The sequence below is a fragment of the Streptomyces sp. JNUCC 63 genome (assembly GCF_054366325.1).
Genome location: NZ_CM135963.1, coordinates 5,688,074 through 5,705,824 on the forward strand (window position 1 = coordinate 5,688,074; position 17,751 = coordinate 5,705,824).

Sequence of the window (17,751 nt, forward strand, 5' to 3'; positions counted from 1 at the left end):
GGCGACCGCCATGACGGACAACATCACCAGCGTCGGCGGGGGCAGCCGGCCCGAGGCGGGCGTGAGCGCGCTGAAGGGCCGTACCGGGGCCGGGGCTCCGGCCGAGACAAGGGGGAAGACCACCATCGCGGACGGCGTGGTGGCGAAGATCGCGGGCATGGCCGCCCGCGAGGTACCGGGCATTTACAACCTCGGGGCGGGCATGGCCCGCGCCTTCGGCGCCGTGCGGGAACGCGTCCCCGGCGGAGGCGGCAGCGTCACACAAGGAGTGAAGGTCGAGGTCGGCGAGCGGCAGGCCGCCGTGGACCTGGACGTCGTCGTCGAGTACGGCGTCTCCATCGTCGACGTCGCCGGCGACGTACGTACCAACGTGATCAGCGCGGTGGAGCGGATGACGGGACTGGAGGTCGTCGAGGTGAACATCGCCGTCGACGACGTCCACCTTCCCGACGAGGAGGAAGAGGCCGAACCGGACGAGGGCCGCGTGAGGTGATCCACCGCCGCACCCTGGGCGGGCGCGGGTGACCGCGCGAACGGCGACGTACGTTCGCGGGACGGGTGAGTGCATGATGAACACAGCAACGACGGGCCTCGCGGCCGGCATGGCCCTGGGCTTCGCCGGTTACTTCGGCGGCTTCTGGGCATTTCTGCTGGTCCTGGTCCTGGGCGCGGCTGGGCTGATCGTCGGCCTCGCCGTGCAGGGCGACCTCGACGTCCGCGGACGGAGGCAGCGGTGAAGACCCGGCCCGGTTCCCCACCCCTCGGCGAAGGGTCCGGCCCACCGGCGCGGGCCGCCGGCCTGCCGCCTCCGGCCGAGCGGGGCGCCACCGTCATCCCGGACAGGGTGGTCGCCCGCATCGCCGCCCAGGCCGCACGCACGGCCCAGTCCCGGCGCGCAGCCATACCGCCCGACCGGAGCGGACCGGCGGCACCCAGCGCCTCCGCCGCCGTCCGTACCGGATCGGTGCGCCTGCACCTGACCATGGACCTGCCCTACCCCACCGACATCCCCCAGGTCTGCGAGCGGATCCAGCGCGACGTCGCCGAACGGGTGGCTCAGCTGACCGGCTTGCAGGTGGGAGAGGTCACCCTCACCGTCCGGCGGCTGGTGACCGCCGCCGCGAACCGGAGGCGGGTCCGGTGAGCGGCCACGCGGCCCGCACCGCCGGGCCCACCGCGCAGGAAGGAGGACCGGAATGACAACCGGCCCGGACCCTCCCACTCACAGTTCCACGCCATCCGCGCACCGTGCCGCGGTGCCGCTGACGAAGGAGCCCGAGGAGCCGAGGGAGCCGACAGAGCCGGGTTCGCCGAACCCGACGGCCGGCGAGCGCGACAGAGGGCACCGGACCCACCGCCCGTGGTCCGCGCGGCGCCTTCCGTCCGCGCTGGTCGCCTCGGTGATCCTCGTGGCGGCGGTCGCGGCGCTGGTCGACGTCGTCGCCGTACGGGCGGGACGCCCTGCGGCAGCCTGGCGACGGCACCTGGCCGACGCACTGGCCACCCGCCCCGTGGACGACGTGTGGATGCTCACGGGAGCCGCCGTGGCCGCCGCCGTCGGCATCTGGCTGATCGTCCTGGCCCTCACCCCTGGCCTGCGCCACTGGCTGCCCCTGCGCTCCCCCGTGCCCGGGCTGCGGGCCTCCCTGGACCGCGACGGTGCCGCCGATCTGCTGCGCGACGCCGCCATGCGGGTCCCCGGGGTCAGCAAGGCTCGCATCCGGGTGCGCCGCCACCGCGTCAAAGCCCGCGCGGACGTCCGCTTCCGCGACCCCCGGCAGGTGAAGGACGACCTCACCGCCGTCCTCGACGAGGAGCGCGGCCGGCTAGCCCTCGCCCGCCCTCCCCGCATCGTCGTACGGGTGCGGCAACGCACCAACTGACCGGAAAACCCAGCACCGGAGCCCGCACCATGACGCCGCGACCCGTACTCAACCGCAGTCTGCTGGCCCTCACCGGACTGGTCCTGCTCGGCGGCGGTCTGCTGATCCTCTTCGCCGGGTTCGACGTCTACCGGCGACACGATCTGGTCCCGCCCGTCGGCTGGCCCCTGACCGCCGCGGACGACGTCCTGCTCAGCTCCGCCGACCGGGCCCGCTGGAGCAGCCAGGGCTGGTGGTGGTGGCCCGCCGTCATCGCCGCCCTCGCCCTCGTCGCCCTGCTCGCCCTGTGGTGGTTGCTCGCCCAACTGCGCCGGCGCCGCCCCGGAGCGCTGCCCGTCGGCGGCACACCCCCGCAGGAAGGCGTCGAACTGCGCGACCGAGCGCTCAGCGACGCGATCGCCGCCGAAGCCGGTGCCCTGCCGGGGGTTGAGCATGCGGCCGTACGCATCACTGGCCGGCCTGCCCACCCCCGCACCCGCGTCAGGCTCACCCTCACCCCTCGGACGGCACCCGGCGCCGCCCTCGATGCCCTCAGCGAAGGCCCGCTCCGAACCGCCCATCGGTCCACCGGCTTCCCTGACATGCCCACCAAAGTCCGCCTGCAGGTCGCCCGCCACAAACCACACCGCGCAGAGTGAGGAGGAGACCGGCCATTTCCGTGTCCGCCCCCTTGCGGTCTTTCGCAGTTCACAGGGGAACCGGCACTACTCCCCAAGGGAGAGATCATGATCATCCTGGGCATCGTTCTGCTCGTCGTCGGCTTCGTCACCGGGATAGCCATCCTGTGGACCATCGGGATCGTCCTGGCGGTCGTCGGAGCCATCCTGTGGGTCCTCGGCGCGATGGGACACGCCGTCGCCGGTCGACGCCACTACTGGTGATCGGGGTCAGGTCCGGCGAGCGGCGACGCGGGCCGAAGCCGGCCGACGCACGTCGTAGACCCAGCCGAGGCGTTCGGGAGGCGAATGAACGCGGCGGAGAGGTCGATTTGACCGCGGTCGACGCCGTGCCGGGCGCAGGCGGTGTCGGCGTGGTAGAGGTTGTGTCAGCTCTCGCCGGACGAGAGCAGGGCCGACGGCCACGGGTTGGTGGCCCGGTCGTGGCGACGGGACGGGAGCAATGGCCCGACTGGATCGGGCGGCAGTTGCACGCTGCTCCGGTCGGTCAGGCTGCGTCGGGAGTTCGTGTGCACAGTTTCTTCGTGAGGAGCCATCAGAGCGTCCACCGTGGCCACGGCGATGACGGGCGGTGAACGGCAGGGCAGTGGAGGAGGCACGGACCGGTCGGAGGGGTTCGGTGAGGAGCTTCTGGGGGCTCTGCTGGACCGGGGGCACGAGTTGCCGCCGCATCTGCTCGGTCCGCTCGTCGCGCAGCAAGTGTGCAGGCTCGGTGGCCGCGAGACCTCGGTCCTCTTGCAGGACTACGGTCAGGTGTGGCTCGTGCCCCTGCCGGGCGACGGGCTGGCAGCGGGGGAACCGCAGCCGATCGACGGCTCCGATGCCGGTCGCGCCTTCCAGGAGGCGCACCCTGTCGAGGTGCCTCAGGCCGATGGTGTACGGGTCTACCTGCCTCTGCTGGACGGCGGCGACCAGATGGGCATCCTGGCCGTCACTCTGGACGGGATCGACGACGATGACCGACGGCTGCTGCGCAGGATCGCCGCTCTCGTGGCCGACATGCTGGTGACCAAGCACGGTTACACCGATCTGTTCTTCCGGGTCCGGCGCAGAGAACCGATGAGTGTGGCGGCGGAGATCCAGTGGTCGCTGCTGCCGCCGCTGGCGATGTCCACGCCTCGGGTCATGCTGGCCGGGATGCTGGAGCCCGCCTACGACGTGGCCGGTGACAGCTTCGACTACGCCCTCAACGGCGACGTGCTGCATGTGGCCATGATCGACGCGATGGGCCACGGCCTGGACGCCGCCACGATGGCCACGGTGGCCATCGGTGCCTACCGGCATGCCCGGCGGATCAGTGTCGGCCTGGCGGAGATCTACGCGTTCATGGACCGGGCCGTCGCCGAGCAGTTCGGCCCCGACCACTTCGTGACCGCTCAGATGATGCGGCTCGACACGGCTACGGGCCGTCTTCAGTGGGTCAACGCGGGACATCCGGCTCCCCTGTTGATCCGTGAACACCGTGTCGTACGGCGGCTCCATGGCCCGACGACGCTCCCTGTCGGCTTCGGAGGTCACGAGCCCCGGATCAGTGAACTGGCCCTCGACCCCGGAGACCGGATCATGTGCTTCACCGACGGGTTGATCGAGGAACACGATGTCGGTGGTGAGGAATTCGGTGAGGAACAGTTCATCGGCTGGGTGGACCGCATCGAACGTACGGCGCAGGAGGTCCGGGCCGTGGCCCGTTCCCTTTCCCACACGCTCAAACGGGCGCGGGGCGGGATCACGACGGACGACGCGACGCTCCTGCTGATCGAGTGGCGCGGCGCCGGCTGATCGGACTCGCGGTCGGGGCCTGTCGCGCGCATCCTTTCGTGCATCGGCTGATGATGGGAGTACGGCCGAACACGCGGAGCTGATGATGACGGGGTGGCGTGTCAGGGACTACTCCCAGGACGATCTCGAAGCGGTGATCCGCGTCGATGCGGAGAGCAGCACGGCCGAAGAGCCCCCTCTCTTCCCGCTCTCGGACGCCGTGACGGCCCTCCAGGCCCTCCACCCGGCGGTGGTGGCCACGGCGGACGAGGTGGTGATCGGCGCCGCGGTGAGCAGGGTGGAGGGCGACCGGGCATGGATCCTGCGCATCTGCATGGCACCTGCCTGGCGGCAGCGCGGGCTGGGCAGTGCCCTGATCACAGCCCTGGAGCACCGGCTGTTCGCCGGTGGCGTCCGCGCGGTGCACGCGGTCCTGCCCGAGGGCGGGACCGGTGCCGCCGCTCTGCACAACTGCGGCTTCGGCGCCCGCTCGGGCCTGGTCGTCTTCGAGAAGCGCGGGCCGGTGACTCCGCAGGCGGTCGGCATGCTCTCCTCGCTCGGGGCGGAGCTGCCGCCCGGGGGACTGTGGCAGAAGGTCGCGGGCATGCACAGGGAGAAGCAACTCATCGAGCGCCGCCTGGTCCTGCCGCTGGCCCACCCCGAACTGGCCGCCCAGCACGGTGTGGAACTGCCGCGGGCGGTGATGCTGTTCGGTCCGCCCGGGACCGGAAAGAGCACGTTCGCGCACGCGATCGCCGGCCGCCTGGGCTGGCCCTTCCTCGAACTGTTCCCCGCACGTCTGGCCGCCGAGTACGGGCTGGCGAGCGGGCTGAGCCGGCGCTTCGACGAGATCGCCCAGCTCGACCACGTCCTGGTCTTCATCGACGAGGTCGAGGAGGTCGCCGGGACACGCAGCGGTGCGGACGCGACCGCGGTCGGCGTGGTCAACGAGCTGCTCAAGGCGATCGTCCGGTTCCGGAACCAGGACGGGCGGCTGCTCGTCTGCGCCACGAACAACGTGACCACCCTCGACCCGGCCTTCCTGCGGCACGGTCGCTTCGACTACGTGCTGCCCCTCGGCCCTCCCGACCACAGCGCCAGGACCGCACTGTGGGAGAGCTACCTGGCCCGAGCGGACGCCCAGGCCGACAGCGCGGCGCTCGCGTCCGCCAGCGAGGGGTTCACCCCCGCCGACATCGCCCACGTGGCGCGTACGGTCTCCCAGGCCCAGTTCGAGCGCACCTTCGACACCGGAACCCGGACCCTGCCCACCACGGACGACTACCTGGCCACGATCCGCGACACCCAGCCCACGGTCAGCAGCGTCATGGCCCAGGAGTTCGCCGAGCAGACCGAGAAGTTCGCCCGTATCTAGCGTCCTGGCCTCCGGAGATCCGGTCTGCGACGGAGGCGTCAGTTCGGCGGAGACGGCGTGTCGCTGCCGGTGTCGATGTCGATGAGGATCTGTTCGGCCCCGGTGACGTTGTCGGCCCGGACGGCCCTGGCCATCGCGGCGCGTGCCGCGTCAGGCATCGTGTCCGGCGGGACTACCAGCAGAGAGAAATAGTCCCGGTCGCCTCGGGTGATGAGGACGGTGTCGTCACCGACCGGGAAGGAGTCGATGTGCACGACTCGGCCGTCGATCACCAGCCGTGTCGGCAGTTCGTCCCAGGCACTGGCGTCCAGACCGACGCGGGTGACAGGTCCGAGATGCTCGGCCAACGCGGTGATCAGCGAGGGAAGCTCGGCACCGATGTCCCGCGATCGCGGCCACCAGGCACCGTCCAGGATTCCCTCGCGCGTGTGTGTCGTCTCCAGCCTCAGCAGGGCCGTCCCGGGTCTTACCGACTGGTGGACGGCGTCCGGCAGCAACCTGGGAGTGTCGGGGGTGTCGGAGTCGGTCATGGTGTCCGCTCGTCCTTCGTATGCCGGTCGCACGCGCTGCGGCCGCACTGTCTCTGTGGACGCGGCTCAGCCACGTTCTTCCTCTTCTGTCTCCATCTGCCGGATCCCCTGGTGCGTCGGCGTGATCATCGCGGGCGTGTTACCCCTCCTCCAGTCGACGACGACCCGGCCCTCGCTCGCCAGATACGTACAGGCAGCGGCCAGGTCCTGCTCAGAGATGCCGAGGTCGTTGCGGAGTTTCGCCCCGTCGACGCCCAGGAGGCGATTGCCCTCGGCGGCTTGGTACAGAGCCCGCATGATCTTCTCGCGGCGCATCTTCCGCTCGCGCAGTATCGCCATGACGCGCCGCCCCCTACCGCCCCCGGTCGGGCCGAAGCCGATGTCATCCGCGGTCGCTGTCGCGGTGGGGCGTGTCGGGGCGGTCGCGTTCACCGCCGGCCGGCGGTGCCTCCGGGGCCGACGGCCTATCCCCGGCAGAGCATCGCTGTAGGGGAAGGCAGCGATCCGTTCGTCGTGCTGAGCATTGAGCCGGTGGATCAGAACGAATCCGACGGCGATCAGGACGAGCAGCGCGGCCACGGCGATGACAGTCATGGTCCTCTCACCTCCGTTGGCCGGCGGGCGAACGCCCTGTCGAGCCGATGGGCCGGGGCGGGGACGACGGCGGACCTGCCCCGCCGTCGGTCTCCCACGCTTCTTCCCGACTTCGGGCATCGATCCTGTCTGCTGCCTCCTCCCGCCCCGGGGCATCGATGCCGTCACCGGCCATCAGCCGTGCGGCGGTATCCGCACTGGTTTCCGGCGGAATCACCAGCACGTCCCAATGACCATCGGCGGAGAAAAGGGTCAGCCTGTGAGGATTCTGCTCCTCGGTGGACCAGCCCACACGTACGGTGCGCCCGGCGGCGGACACCCAATGCGGGAGGACGGGCCAGTGGTCCGGGTTCACCGTGACACTTGTGATGCGGCCCCAGAGGGCGCCCAGTGCGGCCGTCAAGGGTGGCAGCTCACGGGTGAGGGCACGGGAGCGGGGCCACCACATGCCGTCCAGTCCGCCCGGCGCGGGCGTCAGACACAGGCGAGCCGGCAGCGACGGCGCGCGCCTGCTCGATGCCGTACGGTCGATGGTCACGGTCATGGCGCGGACCTGCCCCCGGGCTCGTGGGGCGGCCCGGCGTTGTCAATCACCGGAAACGGCACCCGCAGCGGAGCCGGTGCGCGAAGAACTCCCGGTGTTTTCACACTACTCCGCTCGCCGGCCCGAAAGGCTGCGGATGACCAGGTATTTTCCTGCCTCGGGACCTGCTCCCCGGCGCCCAGTGGCGCGCCGGGACAGAGCCGGTCCTTGCGCTCAGCATGTCTTTGAGAGCGGTTGACCAGGGTCAACGGAGGTGCGCCCCGGCCCCCAGCGGTCCGGCATCAGCCACGTCCGACCCCGGACGGGACAGCAGTTCGCACACAGTCCGCAGGACACCGCCCCGGCCCGTTACCAGGAGACCAAGAAGGCTGCCGCACACAGAGCCTGGACGAGCCGGCGAGGGCCGCTACCTCGACCATGGGGTAGCGGCCCTCGCTGTGTTTCTGACGCGAAGTCAGATAAGTGGCCGGGCGGTGCACACCCGGTGCACAAGGGGCCGGAAAGCAGACGGCGACAGCGAGAACTACTGAGAAGAGTTTCCGCAGGTCGCAGCATGTTTACAGGACTTCCGCCCTGATCACCCGACCCCGCTTCTCAGACGTCGAAGTACAGCTCGAACTCGTGCGGGTGCGGACGCAGCTGCAGCGGCGCGATCTCGCTCGTGCGCTTGAGTTCGACCCACGTCTCGATCAGGTCGGGCGTGAACACGTCGCCCTGGAGCAGGAACTCGTGGTCCTCCTCCAGCGCCTCCAGGACGGCCGACAGCGAGGTCGGGACCTGGGCGACGTTGGCGTGCTCCTCGGGCGCCAGCTCGTACAGGTCCTTGTCGATCGGCTCGGCCGGCTCGATCTTGTTCTTGATGCCGTCCAGGCCGGCCAGCAGCAGCGACGCGAAGGCCAGGTACGGGTTGCCGGAGGCGTCCGGGGCGCGGAACTCCACGCGCTTGGCCTTCGGGTTGGAGCCGGTGATCGGGATGCGCATCGCGGCGGAGCGGTTGCGCTGCGAGTACACCAGGTTCACCGGGGCCTCGAAGCCCGGTACCAGGCGGTGGTACGAGTTCACCGTCGGGTTGGTGAAGGCCAGCAGCGCCGGGGCGTGCTTGAGGATTCCGCCGATGTAGTAGCGGGCGGTGTCCGACAGGCCCGCGTAGCCGGCCTCGTCGTAGAACAGCGGGTCGCCGTTGCTCCACAGCGACTGGTGCACGTGCATGCCCGAGCCGTTGTCGCCGAAGATCGGCTTCGGCATGAAGGTCGCCGTCTTGCCGTTGCGCCAGGCGACGTTCTTCACGATGTACTTGAACAGCTGCAGGTCGTCGGCGGCGGCGAGCAGCGTGTTGAACTTGTAGTTGATCTCGGCCTGGCCGGCGGTGCCCACCTCGTGGTGCTGCCGCTCCACCTTCAGACCGTTCTTCTCCAGCTCGAGGGAGATCTCGGCGCGCAGGTCGGCGAAGTGGTCGACCGGCGGGACCGGGAAGTAGCCGCCCTTGTAGCGGACCTTGTAGCCGCGGTTGTCCTCCAGCGCGCCGGTGTTCCAGGCGCCGGCCTCGGAGTCGATGTGGTAGTAGGCCTCGTTCTCGGCCGTCCGGAAGCGGACGGAGTCGAAGACGTAGAACTCGGCCTCGGGACCGAAGTAGGCGGTGTCGGCGATCCCGGTGGAGGCCAGGTACGCCTCGGCCTTCCTCGCCACGTTGCGCGGGTCACGGGAGTACTGCTCACCCGTGATCGGGTCGTGGATGAAGAAGTTGATGTTGAGGGTCTTGTCCCGGCGGAACGGGTCCACGCGTGCGGTGGACAGGTCGGCGCGCAGGGCCATGTCGGACTCGTGAATGGCCTGGAAGCCACGGATCGAGGATCCGTCGAACGCCTGCTCCTCGTCGGGGTCGAACGCCTCGGCGGGCAACGTGAAGTGCTGCATGACGCCCGGCAGGTCGCAGAAGCGGACGTCGATGAACTTGACGTCCTCGTCCGCGATGAACTTCTTGGCCTCGTCGGCGTTCTGGAACATCCAGCTCCTCCTACTCCCGACCGTCCCGCCGGGGTGGTAGATCCATTGTGCGGCCAGTGCGCGGCACACGCTGCCTAGACCCTAGGGACGGGTGATTTCCCGGGCGTGACCCGTTTGTTTCGCAGAAGTTAACCGGCTCGGGTGTGGGTCACGGCCGTGGACACCCCGCCGACCTCCCCGCCTCCAGCGTCGCAGTACGGTGGACGCGTGGACAACAGGCAAGCAATGGGATCATGGCTGTCGGGGCCGCGCGCGGCCATGGAGGACGCCGGTGCCGACTTCGGTTACCCGGGTGAACATCTGGGGCTGCCGGAAGAAGGACCGGGCTCGATCGCCCGTCCGGCCCGGCGTTTCGGCGCCCTCGCCGTCGACTGGGCGATGTGCATGCTGATCGCATACAGCCTGGTCACCCACGGCTACAACCAGGCCACCGGCAACTGGGCCCTGCTCATCTTCCTGGTGCTCGGCGTTCTCACGGTCGGCACGGTCGGTTCCACGCCCGGCAAGCGCCTGTTCGGCCTGCGCGTCCTCGCCCTGGGCACCGGCCGCGTGCAGCCGCTGCGCGCCGCGCTGCGCACGGTGCTGCTGTGCCTTGCCATCCCCGCCCTGATCTGGGACCGCGACGGCCGCGGCCTGCACGACCGGCTGGCGGGCACGGTGGAGGTGCGGATCTGACGCGTTCTGTTCCTACGACGATGGGGGCGCCCGGAGTGGCCGGGCGCCCCCATCGTCGTAGGAGTCGTATGCGTCGTGCGCGTGGGTCAGCGGGCCTTCGGGCCGCCCTTCGGCATCCGCATGCCCTTCGGCATCGGCCCCTTCGGCAGCGGCATGTTGCTCATCAGGTCGCCCAGGGCGCGCAGCCGGTCGTTGGTGGTGGTGACCTGCGGGCCGGTCAGCACACGCGGGAACTTCAGCATGGTGGTGCGCAGCTTCTTCAGCGGGACCTGGCCCTCGCCGGTGCCGACGATCACGTCGTGCACCGGGACGTCCGCGACGATGCGGTTCATCTTCTTCTTCTCGGCGGCGAGCAGGGACTTCACCCGGTTCGGGTTGCCCTCGGCGACCAGCACGATGCCGGCCTTGCCGACCGCGCGGTGCACCACGTCCTGGTTGCGGTTCATGGCGACCGCCGGAGTGGTGGTCCAGCCGCGGCCCACGTTGTCCAGGACCGCCGCGGCGGCGCCCGGCTGGCCCTCCATCTGTCCGAAGGCGGCCCGCTCGGCCCGGCGTCCGAAGATGATCGCCGTCGCGAGGAAGGCGAGCAGCAGACCCAGGATGCCGAGGTAGATCGGGTGTCCGATCGCGAAGCCGATCCCGAGGAGGACACCGAAGGTGATGATGAAGACACCCGCGAGTACCAGACCGATCCTGCTGTCGGCCTTGCGGGTCATCTTGTAGGTCAGAGCGATCTGCTTCAGTCGCCCGGGGTTGGCAGCCGTGGCTGCGTTGTCCTTCCTCGCCATGCCACGAAGTCTACGTGGCTCCACGAGCGGCCGACGACGGCAGTGCCCGTACGGCCCGTGCGGGCAGGAGCGGTCAGAGGCGGACGGTGGGGAACTGGTCGAGGACGCGCTGGGCCTCGACCCGGTCCTTGGCGCGGCGGCGGTCCTCCAGGACGGAGGTCCAGGCGTTGCGGCGGGCGGTGCGCTGGCCGCTGCTCATGAGCAGGGACTCGACCGCACGCAGTGCGTCGGTGAAGGACGGGATCGCGGTGGCGCGAACGGGCGCGGCCTGCATGGTGGAGGTTCCCCCTCGTGGCGGCTGTCGGGGTACGTGGTGTGAGTCCAGGGTCACTGATTGGTGTTACCAGGGTGTGACCGACCGGTCAAACACCGATGAAGCCTTGGAGTCGCGGGCCAAAAGGCTGACGCGGCCCTGACGGACGTCCTCATCTGCGAAGACGGTCAGGACCGCGTCGTATCGGCCATTACCGGGCAGTAGTTTCTTGTGCCCGGTTTCACACGCTTGCCCGCCCGCTTACGGGGCAGGGCCGGTGACGGAGTGTCACCCGTCGTCAGACCGCCTGGGTGGCGACGTAGGCGCCCCGCTTCTCGACGGCCATCCGGTACAGGCGCCCGGCGCGGTAGGAGGACCGTACCAGCGGACCGGACATCACGCCCGAGAAGCCGATCTGCTCGGCTTCCTCCTTCAGCTCGACGAACTCCTGCGGCTTGACCCACCGCTCCACGGGGTGGTGGCGCACCGACGGGCGCAGGTACTGGGTGATGGTGACCAGCTCGCAGCCCGCGTCGTGCAGCTGCTTGAGCGCCTCGCCGACCTCCTCGCGGGTCTCGCCCATGCCGAGGATGAGGTTGGACTTGGTCACCAGGCCGTAGTCGCGGGCCTCGGTGAGGACCTTCAGGGAGCGCTCGTAGCGGAAGCCGGGGCGGATCCGCTTGAAGATCCGGGGGACCGTCTCGACGTTGTGCGCGAACACCTCGGGACGGGCGGAGAAGACCTCCGCCAGCTGCTCGGGGACGGCGTTGAAGTCGGGGGCCAGCAGCTCGACCTTCGTACGGCCGCCCTCGCGGTCCGCGGTCTGCCGGTGGATCTGGCGCACGGTCTCGGCGTACAGCCAGGCGCCGCCGTCCTCCAGGTCGTCGCGGGCGACGCCGGTGATGGTGGCGTAGTTCAGGTCCATGGTGACCACGGACTCGCCCACGCGGCGCGGCTCGTCACGGTCCAGGGCCTCGGGCTTGCCTGTGTCGATCTGGCAGAAGTCGCAGCGCCGGGTGCACTGGTCGCCGCCGATGAGGAAGGTGGCCTCGCGGTCCTCCCAGCACTCGTAGATGTTCGGGCAGCCGGCTTCCTGGCAGACCGTGTGCAGGCCCTCGCTCCTGACGAGGTTCTGCATCTTCGTGTATTCGGGGCCCATTTTCGCCCGGGTCTTGATCCACTCGGGCTTGCGCTCGATGGGGGTCTGGCTGTTGCGGACCTCCAGGCGCAGCATCTTGCGTCCGTCGGGTGCGACTGCGGACACGACCGGCTCCCTAGCAATTGACTCTTCGGTGTCCCCCAGGGTACGTCGGGGTTTGTTCCGCCCCGCCGCCCCTACCCTTCCCGTCTCCCCGGGGGCTGCGCCCCCGGACCCCCGCTGTCGGCCTGAACGGCCTCGCCTCGAACTCCCCCGAGCTCTTCGAGCAGGGGGACCCCCGGACCGGCTGACTCACGCCGGCGTCTTCTCGATCTCCCGCGGCTTCAGCTCCGCGTTCTCCAGTACGTCCCGCAGGTGCCGTTCGACGACCGGCAGGACCTCCTCGACCGTGATCTCGCGGCCCAGCTCGCCGGCCAGTGAGGCGACGCCCGCGTCGCGGATTCCGCAGGGGATGATCTTGTCGAACCACTTGTTGTCGGGGTTCACGTTCAGGGCGAAGCCGTGCATCGTGACGCCCTTGGCGACCCGGATGCCGATCGCGGCGATCTTGCGGTCCTCGCGCCGCTGCCCGGCGTTGGAGGGGGCGTACTCCGGGCCGTTGAGCCGCGGGTCGAACTCGTCGTCGGTCAGCCGCGGATCGAAGTCCAGCGACAGCCCGCCCAGCGACGGCCGCTGCTCGACCGGGTCGCCGAGCACCCACACCCCGCTGCGGCCCTCGACTCGGGTGGTCTCCAGGCCGAACTCCGCGCAGGCGCGGATCAGAGCCTCCTCGAGGCGTCGTACGTGGGCCACCACGTCCACCGGGCGGGGCAGCTTCTGGATCGGGTAGCCGACCAGCTGGCCGGGGCCGTGCCAGGTGATCTTGCCGCCGCGGTCCACGTCGATCACGGGCGTGCCGTCGAGCGGGCGCTCGCTGTCCTCGGTGCGCCGGCCGGCCGTGTAGACCGGCGGGTGCTCCAGGAGCAGCACGGTGTCGGGGATCTCGTCCGCGAACCGGGCGGCGTGCACCCGGCGCTGCTCGTCCCAGGCCGCCTGGTAGTCCACGGCCTCGGTACCGAATCCCATGCGGATGAACCGCAACCCACTCACGGCAAGCGCCTCCCTGGAAGGTCGTAAGGCACGAAACGTGCCCACGCCACTGTACGTCCGGCCGACGGACGTCAGCCTCGCGGGCAATCCTCACACGATCGGATGAATGGCTGGCGAAGACCGCGGTCGGCTGCTCACTCTCCGCTACATTCGCGCCGTTCATGAGGCCGTAAAGGCTGCTCACAGGCAATCCGGGCATCCACGCGGCCGCGTGGACGCCCGAAAGGCAGGAGACCGCACCGCAGATGACGGAACGACCCGCGCCGCGCACTCCCAACCGCCAGCTCGCCGCGCTCATCGCAGAAGCGGGATTCTCCAACGCGGGTCTGGCCCGTCGCGTGGACCAGCTCGGTCTCGAACACGGGCTTGACCTGAGATACGACAAGACGTCGGTCACCCGCTGGCTGCGCGGCCAGCAGCCGCGGGGCACCACGCCCGCCCTCATCGCGGAGGTCTTCACCCGGCGCCTGGGCCGCCGCCTGACCACCCAGGACCTGGGCCTGGACGCCTGCGCGCCGGTGTACGCGGGGCTGGAGTTCGCCGCCACGCCGGAGGAGGCCGTGGACATCGTCGGCGGGCTGTGGCGCAAGGACTCCGGCAGCCACGCCGAGCTGCGCAGGATCGCCTTCACCCCGGCGGGGCTGGTGGTGCCCAGCAGGGACTGGCTGATCGGGCGGGCCGACGACCGGGTGGCCCGGCTCGAGGTGCCCGGCGCCGGGGTCCCCGTGCAGGGACGGCCCGCCGCCGGGCCGGCGCTCGCGCCCGACCCGGCGGTGCCCGGGGTGCCCCGGCAGCGCGGCCGGGGCACCCCGAGCCGGACCGAGCGCGAACCGGGCCAGAAGGTCACCGCCGGGGACATCGCCGCGCTGCGCTCGGTCGGCGAACTGTTCCGCACCCTGGACGACATGTACGGCGGCGGCCACGCCCGCCAGGCCCTCGTGCGCTACCTGGAGCACGAGTGCGAGCCGATGCTGCGCGGCGCCTACGGGGAGCAGACCGGGCGCCGGCTGTTCGGGGCGGCCGCCGATCTGACCCGGCTCGCGGGCTGGACGTCGTACGACATCGGCGCGCACGGGCTCGCCCAGCGCTACTTCGTCCAGGCACTGCGGCTGTCCCAGGCCGCGGGGGACCGGTCCTACGGCGCCTACGTCCTCGTCACCATGAGCCGGCAGGCCGTCTACCTGGGGCACGGGCGGGAGGCGGTGCAGCTCGTAAGGGTGGCCCAGCAGGGGCTCGGCAGCTCGGCCCCGGCCGGCGTGCAGGCGCTGCTGCACGCCGTCGAGGCGCGCGGGCACGGCGTACTCGGCGAGGTGCGCGCCTGCACCGCGTCCCTGGCGCGGGCCGAGCGCTGCCTGGAGGCCGCGCGGCCCGGGGACGAGGTGCCGGTCTGGGCGCGGTCCTTCGACGAGGCGCAGCTGGCCGACGAGTTCGGGCACTGCCACCGGGATCTGCAGCAGTACCGTGCCGCCGCCCAGCACGCCGAGCGCTCGCTCCAGCTGCGCGCCCCCGCGTACGCCCGCAGCCGCCTGTTCTGCCGGGTGGTCCTCGCGACCGCCCGCCTCGGCCTCGGCGACCTGGACCAGGCCTGCCGCCTGGGCGCCGAGGCGGCGGCCCAGGCGGCGGACATGCGCTCGGTACGGGCTCTCGAGTACGTCAGGGACTTCGAACGCCGCCTGGAGCCGTACAAGGACGCCACCCCGGTGCGCACCTACCGCGACAAGGTCGCGGCCCTGGGCTGACCACGGGACCGCCGGGGCGGTGCGTCCCGGTGGCCCGGCGGCCGGCCCCGCCGGGGCGGTGCCGGACGGTCCTGGTGTCCCGGTGGTCACCGGGCGCGTGCAGGGCGCGGCCCCGGAGTGGCTCCCGGGGCCGCCGTAGCGGCGCGTCCGGCGTGGGTCAGGCCGCCGCGGCCGGTGGGGTGGCCGGGCGTGGGTCCGCGGTGTGCATCGGGCGGCCCGCCCGCAGGTCGGCCAGGACGGCCGTGGAGGCCCGGTGGGCCGAGTACAGGGCGCCCTGGACGGTACTGGTGTCGCGGTGGTCGCCGCAGACGTACAGGCCCGCCAGCAGCCGTACCGGGCGGCGCGGGTCGTGCGGGGGGCGCATCGCGGGGACGGCCTCGGGGGTGTGGTGCACGGCCAGGGTCTCCCAGCGGGTGGTGGAGGTGCCGTAGAGGCGGGACAGGTGGCGGCGTACGGCGGTGTCGACGTCGGGCGGGGGCGTTCCCAGGACGGTCGAAGACACCAGGGCGCGGCCGGCGGGGGCGCGGGAGGGGTCGACGCGGCTGATCACCGCCGTGTGGGCGACCGGGCCGCCGCGGTCCGCGTCGAGCAGCAGGTACCCGCCCGTCGCCGGGGGCTCGTCCGTCGTGTGGTGGACCACCGTCACCGGGTGGAAGTCCGGCACGCGCAGCCCGGGCAGCAGCCCGGCGGCGGTGCGCGCGTCGGTGGCGACCAGTACGGCGCGGCAGCGGATCTCGCCGTGCTCGGCGGTGGTCACCGCGGTGGTGGAGACCGAGGTGACCCGGACGCCGGTGTGCACGGTGCCCGGTGGCAGGGAGCGCGCGAGCAGTTCCGGCAGGACCTCCGCGCCGCCCTCCGGCAGGCACAGCCGGCCGGACGCGAAGGCGTGCAGGGCGAGGTCCGCGCAACGGCTGGACGTGGTGAGGTCCGGGTCGCACAGCAGGGAGGCCAGCAGCGGACGCAGGAAGCCGTCGACCGTGCGGGCGGGCAGGCCTCGGGCCGCCAGCGCCTCCCGGGCGGGCAGCTCGGGGCGGGACAGCAGGCGGTCGACGGGCGTGGCGGCGATCCGGGCCAGCGCGGAGCGCAGCCGGAGGGACGCGCCGCGGCCGAGCCGCCCGGAGGGCGGGCCGTCGAGGAACGGCGCGGTGGCGCCCGACACGTCACTCGTGCGGGGCCGCACGCCCTGGCGGGCCGCGGGCGGCCGGGGGGCGCTTGCCAGGGCGCGCACGACGTGAAGTGCGCTCCTCGTGCTCCCCCCGTGCGCCGGGGCGCCCGCGCGGTGGTGCCGTCCGTCGCTGTGCAGCAGGACCCCCGGCGCGAAGGGGCGCAGCACGAGCGCGTCGAGCCCCGGACTCAGGGCCAGATGGGGGTACGACGTGGACAGCAGCTGTCCGATCCGGTCGAGCCGGAACCCGTCGACCTTCTCCGTCGACATACGGCCGCCCACCCAAGGGGCGGCCTCCAGGACCGCGGTGGTCACTCCTGCGCTGGTCAGCCGATGCGCCGCCGAGAGCCCGGCGACTCCGGCTCCCACGACGACGACGTCCGCCTCATACGCGGGCTCAAGCACGTGCCCCTCCTCGAGGTTGCGCGGCAGGTGGGGCAGTGATGCCCTCAACCGGCTTGAGGAATACCCGAGTTCGCGTCGAGGTTAGGCCCGTGACCGGTCAGGAACGGTCGCACATGGGCAGGGCACGGTCGCACGGCGGTCGCACACGGCCCCAGGGTTCGTCGCTGCCGTCGCAGGCGTCACAGCGCCGCCCGTACGGCGTCCTCGATTCCCGGAAAGACGAACGAGAACCCCGACTCCAGCAGCCGCTTCGGCACCACCCGTGCGCTCCCCAGCACATCCCCCGCCATCTCCCCGAGCACACCCCGCAGCACCGGCGCCGGCACGGACAGCAGCGTCGGCCGGTGCAGCACCCGGCCCATCGCCGCGGTGATCTCACGGTTCGTCAGCGGCTGCGGCGCGGTGAGGTTGACCGGCCCGGACAGGCTCCCGGTGTCGATGAGATGGCGCAGCGCGGCCACCTCGTCGTGCAGCGCGATGAACGACCAGTACTGCCGCCCGTCCCCGAGCCGCCCGCCGAGCCCGGCCTTGAACAGCGGGAACAGCCGCTCCCACGCCCCGCCCCGGCGGGCCACCACCAGCCCGGTGCGCGCGAACACCGTCCGCACGCCCGCCTCCCGCGCGGGAGCGGCGGCCTGCTCCCACTCCACGCACAGCCGTGGCAGAAAACCGTCCCCGGGCGGCGCGTCCTCGTCGACGGCCCGGTCCCCGGTGTCGCCGTAGAAGCCGATCGCGCTGCCGCTGACGAACACCCGCGGCGGTACGTCCAGGGAGGCGACGGCCTCGGCGAGCGCCGCCGTGCCCAGCACCCGGCTGTCCCGGATCTCCTTCTTGTACGCCTCGGTCCAGCGGTGGTCGCCCACCCCCGCGCCCGCCAGATTGACCACCACGTCGCACCCGGCGAGCCCGGCCACGTCCACCGACCGCCCGGCCGGGTCCCAGCGGACCTCGTCCGTGCCGCGTGGCGTACGGCGCACCAGGCGCACCACCTCGTGCCCGTCCGCCCGCAGGGACCGCACCAGTGCGCCGCCGATGAGACCGGACGCGCCGGCCACCGCGATTCGCGAACGTTCCATGGCACCATCCTGCCGGGCGACCGCCCGAAAATCCGGT

General features: G+C 71.5%; 20 protein-coding genes and 1 pseudogene. 10 read left to right on the plus strand and 11 right to left on the minus strand.

Annotated features, from left to right (window positions below; translation table 11 throughout):
* Positions 1–10 precede the first annotated feature (10 nt).
* The 6 genes from ACX25U_RS26120 to ACX25U_RS26145 all read left to right on the plus strand — a co-directional run bounded on the left by ACX25U_RS26120 (position 11) and on the right by ACX25U_RS26145 (position 2,764).
* A complete protein-coding gene (locus tag ACX25U_RS26120; RefSeq protein WP_454394515.1) occupies positions 11–493 on the plus strand; it encodes an Asp23/Gls24 family envelope stress response protein in 483 nt (160 codons plus the stop codon).
* A 73-nt stretch (positions 494–566) separates the two neighbouring features.
* Positions 567–737 carry a hypothetical protein gene (locus tag ACX25U_RS26125; protein ID WP_388343034.1) on the plus strand — a complete coding sequence of 57 codons (171 nt, stop codon included), beginning with the start codon at positions 567–569 and terminating at the stop codon, positions 735–737.
* Positions 734–1,144, plus strand: a complete 411-nt coding sequence (locus tag ACX25U_RS26130; protein WP_454383546.1) for an Asp23/Gls24 family envelope stress response protein — start codon at positions 734–736, stop codon at positions 1,142–1,144. Before ACX25U_RS26125 ends, ACX25U_RS26130 begins: the two co-directional genes overlap by 4 nt.
* A 112-nt stretch (positions 1,145–1,256) precedes the next feature.
* Positions 1,257–1,883 carry a DUF6286 domain-containing protein gene (locus ACX25U_RS26135; RefSeq protein ID WP_454383547.1) on the plus strand — a complete coding sequence of 209 codons (627 nt, stop codon included), beginning with the start codon at positions 1,257–1,259 and terminating at the stop codon, positions 1,881–1,883.
* Positions 1,884–1,912: 29 nt separating this feature from the next.
* Positions 1,913–2,521, plus strand: a complete 609-nt coding sequence (amaP, locus tag ACX25U_RS26140) for an alkaline shock response membrane anchor protein AmaP (RefSeq protein WP_454383549.1) — start codon at positions 1,913–1,915, stop codon at positions 2,519–2,521.
* Between the two features lie 87 nt (positions 2,522–2,608).
* Positions 2,609–2,764 (plus strand): DUF6131 family protein, encoded by a 156-nt coding sequence (locus ACX25U_RS26145; protein ID WP_146229133.1) that lies wholly within the window; start codon positions 2,609–2,611, stop codon positions 2,762–2,764.
* A 6-nt stretch (positions 2,765–2,770) separates the two neighbouring features.
* On the opposite strand, the pseudogene ACX25U_RS26150 reads toward ACX25U_RS26145, so the two are convergent.
* A pseudogene (locus tag ACX25U_RS26150) lies at positions 2,771–2,994 on the minus strand (acyl-CoA desaturase); the annotation flags it as partial.
* A gap of 127 nt (positions 2,995–3,121) precedes the next feature.
* Here ACX25U_RS26150 and ACX25U_RS26155 point away from each other — a divergent pair.
* Together ACX25U_RS26155 and ACX25U_RS26160 are read left to right on the plus strand one after the other, a co-directional pair.
* On the plus strand, positions 3,122–4,339 hold the full coding sequence (locus ACX25U_RS26155) for a PP2C family protein-serine/threonine phosphatase (RefSeq protein WP_454383550.1): 1,218 nt from the start codon (positions 3,122–3,124) through the stop codon (positions 4,337–4,339).
* Between the two features lie 85 nt (positions 4,340–4,424).
* Positions 4,425–5,693 carry an ATP-binding protein gene (locus tag ACX25U_RS26160; RefSeq protein WP_454383551.1) on the plus strand — a complete coding sequence of 423 codons (1,269 nt, stop codon included), beginning with the start codon at positions 4,425–4,427 and terminating at the stop codon, positions 5,691–5,693.
* Positions 5,694–5,731: 38 nt separating this feature from the next.
* On the opposite strand, the gene ACX25U_RS26165 is transcribed toward ACX25U_RS26160, so the two are convergent.
* The 4 genes from ACX25U_RS26165 to glnA all read right to left on the minus strand — a co-directional run bounded on the left by ACX25U_RS26165 (position 5,732) and on the right by glnA (position 9,365).
* A complete protein-coding gene (locus ACX25U_RS26165; RefSeq protein ID WP_454383552.1) occupies positions 5,732–6,223 on the minus strand; it encodes a DUF5994 family protein in 492 nt (163 codons plus the stop codon).
* 66 nt (positions 6,224–6,289) lie between these two features.
* Positions 6,290–6,817 (minus strand): hypothetical protein, encoded by a 528-nt coding sequence (locus ACX25U_RS26170; protein ID WP_454383553.1) that lies wholly within the window; start codon positions 6,815–6,817, stop codon positions 6,290–6,292.
* Between the two features lie 7 nt (positions 6,818–6,824).
* Positions 6,825–7,361, minus strand: coding sequence for a DUF5994 family protein (locus ACX25U_RS26175; RefSeq protein WP_454383554.1), 537 nt, complete (start codon positions 7,359–7,361; stop codon positions 6,825–6,827).
* A gap of 594 nt (positions 7,362–7,955) precedes the next feature.
* On the minus strand, positions 7,956–9,365 hold the full coding sequence (glnA, locus tag ACX25U_RS26180; protein WP_454383555.1) for a type I glutamate--ammonia ligase: 1,410 nt from the start codon (positions 9,363–9,365) through the stop codon (positions 7,956–7,958).
* Between the two features lie 207 nt (positions 9,366–9,572).
* On the opposite strand from glnA, the gene ACX25U_RS26185 reads away from it, so the two are divergent.
* The gene (locus tag ACX25U_RS26185; protein WP_454383556.1) at positions 9,573–10,040 is read left to right on the plus strand and encodes an RDD family protein; all 468 of its coding nucleotides are present in this window, start codon (positions 9,573–9,575) and stop codon (positions 10,038–10,040) included.
* A gap of 86 nt (positions 10,041–10,126) precedes the next feature.
* Here the strand turns inward: ACX25U_RS26185 and ACX25U_RS26190 are convergent, their stop codons facing one another.
* From ACX25U_RS26190 to lipB, 4 genes are all read right to left on the minus strand, one after another.
* A complete protein-coding gene (locus tag ACX25U_RS26190) occupies positions 10,127–10,828 on the minus strand; it encodes a DUF4191 domain-containing protein (protein WP_454383557.1) in 702 nt (233 codons plus the stop codon).
* Positions 10,829–10,901: 73 nt separating this feature from the next.
* Positions 10,902–11,102, minus strand: coding sequence for an SCO2195 family GlnR-regulated protein (locus ACX25U_RS26195; RefSeq protein ID WP_454383559.1), 201 nt, complete (start codon positions 11,100–11,102; stop codon positions 10,902–10,904).
* Between the two features lie 277 nt (positions 11,103–11,379).
* On the minus strand, positions 11,380–12,345 hold the full coding sequence (gene lipA / locus ACX25U_RS26200) for a lipoyl synthase (protein ID WP_454383561.1): 966 nt from the start codon (positions 12,343–12,345) through the stop codon (positions 11,380–11,382).
* A gap of 186 nt (positions 12,346–12,531) precedes the next feature.
* Positions 12,532–13,329, minus strand: coding sequence for a lipoyl(octanoyl) transferase LipB (gene lipB, locus ACX25U_RS26205; protein ID WP_454383562.1), 798 nt, complete (start codon positions 13,327–13,329; stop codon positions 12,532–12,534).
* Positions 13,330–13,574: 245 nt separating this feature from the next.
* Here lipB and ACX25U_RS26210 point away from each other — a divergent pair, with 245 nt between their 5' ends.
* Positions 13,575–15,068, plus strand: a complete 1,494-nt coding sequence (locus tag ACX25U_RS26210) for a regulator (protein WP_454383564.1) — start codon at positions 13,575–13,577, stop codon at positions 15,066–15,068.
* Between the two features lie 157 nt (positions 15,069–15,225).
* Here ACX25U_RS26210 and ACX25U_RS26215 read toward each other — a convergent pair whose 3' ends face one another.
* Positions 15,226–16,638, minus strand: a complete 1,413-nt coding sequence (locus ACX25U_RS26215) for an NAD(P)/FAD-dependent oxidoreductase (protein WP_454383566.1) — start codon at positions 16,636–16,638, stop codon at positions 15,226–15,228.
* A gap of 179 nt (positions 16,639–16,817) precedes the next feature.
* A complete protein-coding gene (locus ACX25U_RS26220) occupies positions 16,818–17,714 on the minus strand; it encodes a TIGR01777 family oxidoreductase (protein WP_454383568.1) in 897 nt (298 codons plus the stop codon).
* Positions 17,715–17,751: the final 37 nt, after the last annotated feature.

Excerpts from the sequence above, each read along its gene's own strand:
- ACX25U_RS26120 (WP_454394515.1), top strand. The coding sequence starts at position 11 with ATGACGGACAACATCACCAGCGTCGGCGGGGGCAGCCGGCCCGAGGCG.
- ACX25U_RS26125 (WP_388343034.1), top strand. The coding sequence starts at position 567 with ATGATGAACACAGCAACGACGGGCCTCGCGGCCGGCATGGCCCTGGGC.
- amaP (WP_454383549.1), top strand. The coding sequence starts at position 1,913 with ATGACGCCGCGACCCGTACTCAACCGCAGTCTGCTGGCCCTCACCGGA.
- ACX25U_RS26145 (WP_146229133.1), top strand. The coding sequence starts at position 2,609 with ATGATCATCCTGGGCATCGTTCTGCTCGTCGTCGGCTTCGTCACCGGG.
- ACX25U_RS26155 (WP_454383550.1), top strand. The coding sequence starts at position 3,122 with ATGACGGGCGGTGAACGGCAGGGCAGTGGAGGAGGCACGGACCGGTCG.
- ACX25U_RS26160 (WP_454383551.1), top strand. The coding sequence starts at position 4,425 with ATGACGGGGTGGCGTGTCAGGGACTACTCCCAGGACGATCTCGAAGCG.
- ACX25U_RS26165 (WP_454383552.1), bottom strand. The coding sequence starts at position 6,223 with ATGACCGACTCCGACACCCCCGACACTCCCAGGTTGCTGCCGGACGCC.
- ACX25U_RS26170 (WP_454383553.1), bottom strand. The coding sequence starts at position 6,817 with ATGACTGTCATCGCCGTGGCCGCGCTGCTCGTCCTGATCGCCGTCGGA.
- ACX25U_RS26175 (WP_454383554.1), bottom strand. The coding sequence starts at position 7,361 with ATGACCGTGACCATCGACCGTACGGCATCGAGCAGGCGCGCGCCGTCG.
- glnA (WP_454383555.1), bottom strand. The coding sequence starts at position 9,365 with ATGTTCCAGAACGCCGACGAGGCCAAGAAGTTCATCGCGGACGAGGAC.
- ACX25U_RS26190 (WP_454383557.1), bottom strand. The coding sequence starts at position 10,828 with ATGGCGAGGAAGGACAACGCAGCCACGGCTGCCAACCCCGGGCGACTG.
- ACX25U_RS26195 (WP_454383559.1), bottom strand. The coding sequence starts at position 11,102 with ATGCAGGCCGCGCCCGTTCGCGCCACCGCGATCCCGTCCTTCACCGAC.
- ACX25U_RS26210 (WP_454383564.1), top strand. The coding sequence starts at position 13,575 with ATGACGGAACGACCCGCGCCGCGCACTCCCAACCGCCAGCTCGCCGCG.
- ACX25U_RS26220 (WP_454383568.1), bottom strand. The coding sequence starts at position 17,714 with ATGGAACGTTCGCGAATCGCGGTGGCCGGCGCGTCCGGTCTCATCGGC.